The sequence below is a fragment of the Streptomyces sp. NPDC094034 genome (genome assembly GCF_040303865.1).
Taxonomy (GTDB): Bacteria; Actinomycetota; Actinomycetes; order Streptomycetales; family Streptomycetaceae; genus Streptomyces.
This window is the reverse complement of the sequence record NZ_JBEOUD010000101.1, coordinates 1-4,123: the sequence shown is the minus strand read 5'-3', so window position 1 is coordinate 4,123 and position 4,123 is coordinate 1. Positions and strand designations below refer to the sequence as shown.

At 64.0% G+C, this 4,123-nt stretch carries 5 protein-coding genes and 1 pseudogene; 5 read left to right on the top strand and 1 reads right to left on the bottom strand.

Translation table 11 applies throughout. From position 1 onward, the window contains the following. Both ABTZ59_RS36890 and ABTZ59_RS36885 read left to right on the top strand, forming a co-directional pair. On the top strand, positions 1-303 hold a 303-nt coding region (locus tag ABTZ59_RS36890), incomplete at its 5' end, for a hypothetical protein (protein WP_351425812.1). A gap of 387 nt (positions 304-690) precedes the next feature. Beyond that, the gene (locus ABTZ59_RS36885; RefSeq protein WP_351425809.1) at positions 691-867 is read left to right on the top strand and encodes a hypothetical protein; all 177 of its coding nucleotides are present in this window, start codon (positions 691-693) and stop codon (positions 865-867) included. 779 nt (positions 868-1,646) lie between these two features. On the opposite strand, the gene ABTZ59_RS36880 is transcribed toward ABTZ59_RS36885, so the two are convergent. After that, entirely contained in the window at positions 1,647-2,201 is a 555-nt protein-coding gene (locus ABTZ59_RS36880; RefSeq protein ID WP_503003867.1) for a class I SAM-dependent methyltransferase, read from the bottom strand. Between the two features lie 44 nt (positions 2,202-2,245). Between ABTZ59_RS36880 and ABTZ59_RS36875 the strand changes: the two are divergent. The 3 genes and pseudogenes from ABTZ59_RS36875 to ABTZ59_RS36865 form a co-directional block, all read left to right on the top strand. Further along, a pseudogene (locus ABTZ59_RS36875) lies at positions 2,246-2,398 on the top strand (RHS repeat-associated core domain-containing protein); the annotation flags it as partial. Between the two features lie 61 nt (positions 2,399-2,459). After that, positions 2,460-3,293 (top strand): hypothetical protein, encoded by an 834-nt coding sequence (locus ABTZ59_RS36870; RefSeq protein ID WP_351425806.1) that lies wholly within the window; start codon positions 2,460-2,462, stop codon positions 3,291-3,293. A 140-nt stretch (positions 3,294-3,433) separates the two neighbouring features. Continuing rightward, positions 3,434-3,925, top strand: coding sequence for a hypothetical protein (locus ABTZ59_RS36865; RefSeq protein ID WP_351425803.1), 492 nt, complete (start codon positions 3,434-3,436; stop codon positions 3,923-3,925). Positions 3,926-4,123: the final 198 nt, after the last annotated feature.

Genomic DNA, 4,123 nt, shown 5'->3' with positions numbered 1-4,123 from the left:
CGCTGGAACAACTCCCACAGCTCGTCCGGCACCAGCCGCTCAACGATTCCCACACAGACAGGCTACCGAACCAGCCAAATGAGATGGCTTCTTAGTACTCGATGGCTGCGAGAAGCCTGGGACGGCTCCGACTCGGATCCATTCTCGACATCGCACAAGGCTCGATTGGACCTGCTCGACAGCCTGCGTGATGCGAACCGCTCAGCGGCACGGTTGCTTGTCTGCTCGCTTGCCCTCGAAGTGGCCGCGGTCGCCCTGCTGTCCCTTGCTGTGGCTGTCCTGCTCTTCCAGGCCACAACCTGATGGTTAGGGACAGTTCGGGCTGGAGGCAGGCCAATGTGCCTCCGGGCCGGACCGCTTCCAACTGTACGGGGCCTTCGTCACGCCAGGGTCCCCAGGAGGCGGGCGAAATTGCGGCATCCGCCGCTGTTCGCAGAACAGGATGTCGGGCTCGCTCTCGCGCATCGAGCAGGACAGGCACAGGCCGCTTCGGCGGACCTGCCGGCTGGTCCAGTAGGCGAGTTCTACACCGGAGCGGTGGGCGTCACGGTCCTCGCCCGGGGGCCGCTACCACCCCGGTGAGGCCAGGACGCGCACCCAGGCGAGGGCCTTGAGGACCAGGGCGTCGCAGACGGGGGTTGCTGCCGTCACTGCTGGTGCCTGCCCATCAGACGCTGAAGGTACGGCGTCGTGCCGGGGCCCGCCGCTGCGGTGTTGACCATCTCCGGCCCGGACGGGTCCGTGCTCGGCCAGTTCGCCGCCGACGCCCAGGACGCGGAGATCCTGGCCAAGCGCGTCCACGAGATGTCCGCCGACCGCTACGGTCAGGTCTTCGCCGAGTGGAGACCTCCAGCGGAGCGCACTTGAAGCCACCTTGAAGGGCACTTCGGCGGATGTGCTGACACAGGGAGCCGGCTTCTTTCTCCAGCCGCTGGGTGATCTCCGCCTCGATCTCCCCGCACGCGCCCCTGCAGACTCTCGTCTTCCAGGTATGCCCAACAGCGACCGGCCCGACGGTGACAGCAGGCCCCGCCCGCGGGCCTGGGGCGACACCCGGCCGTGAACAACCGGACCAGAAGGGGCGGCTGGCGCGCTCGAACCGGGCCAGCCGCCCTCAACTCCCCTTCACCCTCTGCGCAGAACGCTGGACGATCGCCCGCCGGCTCCTCAACGACGACTCCGCTTCAGCAGTCGTAGCGTTCTGATGCCTGGCGGTCAGCTGCGGTCGTCACATCGCCAAAGCCGCGGCGCCGGGCAGGCGGTGCGGCAGGACGACCGCAAGGCCACCCAGTGCGGACAGTGACTTCGACCACCGGGCCGCGTCATACGAAGCGTGCCGACTCCCCCGCCCAGCCCATCCGCAGCCCCGGCGGCGCAGGAAGCTCTCCCACTGTTCCTGCCGACAAGTCGACTGGGGGGGCGGCGGCCGCAGTGATGCGGGTGGACTCGACGCGGTCCAGCCGACGGTTCTTCGACAGGGGCCGCGACGGTGCCGGTCGCGGCGGTAATCAGTGTGACCAGCCGACTTCACCGCCTGGGCCTACCAGGACGGGATCGATTCCCGAGCCGGTGAGGTTCCACAACTCGTAGTTCTGGCTCAGCTTCCGTGCAGTGAGCACGCTGGGTGAGTGGTTGTCGGTGCAGGATCACGCTCGACGCACATCGAAGAGTATGAAGGGTGGCAGCCCGGAGCGTTGGGGTTGGGCGGCAACGACACGAGGGTCTGGTGTCGGCTCGTCGACGGCTGCGATTTTGAAGCCGTTGCGCATCAGTGCGGTGATATAGGTGGACAGCTTCCGGTTCTGGTTTCCGGCTCGACGGGCGCCGTTGGGGTTGCTTGATCGCCAGAAGCCTTCGGTGAGGTAGTCGCCGACGACTCTGCGCGTGGTTCCGTCTCCGGCCTGCGCCCACGTGGCGTGTGGCGCCTCGAAACAGGGGTGCGGGACCGTGAAGATGAGGGCGCCACCCGGGTTAAGGACCCGGTGGACAGCAGCGAGTGCGGCATTGAGATCAGGCACGTTGTTCAGCGAGAGCCCGGCGGTCACCCACTCGACGGAAGCAGTGGCGACCGTGGCCAGTGTGCATCCGTCGTCGACTGAGAAGACCGCTCCGGTGGGCTGGCTCTTCTCGGTGCTCCGAGCGTGCTCGATCATCTGGGGCGACGGGTCGATACCCCATACCGTCGCTCCGCGAGCAGCCACAGCACGGGCGATGATGCCCTCTTCGCACCCAAGAATGCACCCAGATCCCCGGCACCCGCGGCTTCGTCGGCGGCACCAACGACCCCACCGGCCTCACCCACCTCGGCGCCCGCGAATACGACCCCGCCCTCGGACGCTTCCTCTCCGTCGACCCCGTCATCGACATCAACACACCCGCCCAGATGAACGCCTACAGCTACGCCCACAACACCGTTGCCGCAGAGGTCGGCGGGGCAGAGGCTGGTGGGGTCGGACTGGGTGACGGGGGACGGCTACCCCATCGGCGGCACCGGCCAAGTCAAAGGCGACCCCGTCCGCTACGTCAAGAACGCATCAACCGGCAACCGCTACCACATCGGCTCCTACATCGGAACCAACGGCAAAGCCATCACCACACCAGGCAAGAAATCCCCACAAGTAGCCCAAGCCCAAGCCAGAGCCAAAGCAGCCGAACAAGCACAAGCCGACGCCAGAGCAGCAGCACAAGCCAAAGCCGCCAAAGATAAAGCCAACGCAGAACGCCGCAAAAAAGACGGCATCTGGGGCAACATTAAGGCGGGAGAATTCGGCGCCGCCTGGGACAACGCCAAGGGCACTACTGCCGGCCAATGGGTCGGCAACCATTGGGAAAACATCAAAACCCACTCCGGCATTGTCGGATTTGGCGTATGCGTAGTCGCCAGTGCGGGCACATGTATAGCCGTAGGGGCAGGTATCGCAGCTGCAAAATTTTTGGGAGACGGTGTCGGATATGGGGAATGGAATGGACGAGCCTTGGCGAAAGACTTGGCTTGGGTAGCCGTCGGCGGCGGAGCTGCAGCCACCTATGGCAGAGTTTTCGGAGGCCAAGCGAGCTGGAGCGCTGCACACAGCGCAGGAGCGATCGCCAAGATTCCTCGCGTCTACAGGACAAAGGTTCCCGGAGTTCGCGGTGTAGGCGGAGGCCGCAAGTCCTCGGTGACGGCCGAAAACCCGGGAGGGGCAATCGACTGGGGAACCACTTACGGCAATATGGGTACCAACGCCGGACTCAATACAGCATTCTGCAGCTCCGGTAGCGCAAGCCTTGGAGCTTATGTGGGGGCATGCTGACAGCGCACTACCCGGTGGTGGGGCGGTAGCCTTCGTCTCACCACCGGACTCCGACACCCCGTCTCCGAACCAACGAAAGTGTGAGAATCATGCCGAAATCACCTCGAAAAGAGGTGCTGCGACGAGGGTCATTTAAGGTCATGTCGTGGACCTTCACGCTCGCTTTCGGTATGGCGGCAATCGGTTTGACGGTGAGCCTCACTTACGGCCTCAGGGGCGGGCCGTTGGCAGGAGTGGCGGTCAGCCTTGGCATGATCACTATCGCGCACCGAATCTGGGGATCCCGGATCCTACTTGAGGAATCCTCATTGACCATTGTCAACCCGCTGGTGACTTACACCATCCCGTACAAAATGATCACCAATGTCACATCAAGCGGAAATGGCACCCTGACTATCGCTACCCGCCAAGGAATCGAAATTCGCTCCACTGGTTTCGGCGGTTCGATCATCGACCACTTCGTCGGCTCGACGGAACGCGCGGCGAAAAGAGTAACAACCCGACTCAAACGACAACACAGAGAATCCGAACAAGTCATGATGACCACTCGCTTCACTGTCGTATGGATTGCCGATCTGTGCGCAGTCGGAGCCCTCACTTGCGCAACTGTTGCCGGGCTAATCGGATTCTGAATACTGCCCCGCTGAGACCGCTCGACGCCGGGCACCGGACGTTGAGTCGGTGGTGATGAGCCACGCACCAAGGTCCTATGTATGGTCGATGCTCTGCCTGAGCCTAAGACCGTGTCCTATGTGGTGAGTCGTGTGAGGCGTTTGTAGCAGCAGAGGGCGGCGGCGAGGCCGAGGAAGGCCAGGTAGTTGCGGGGGTGG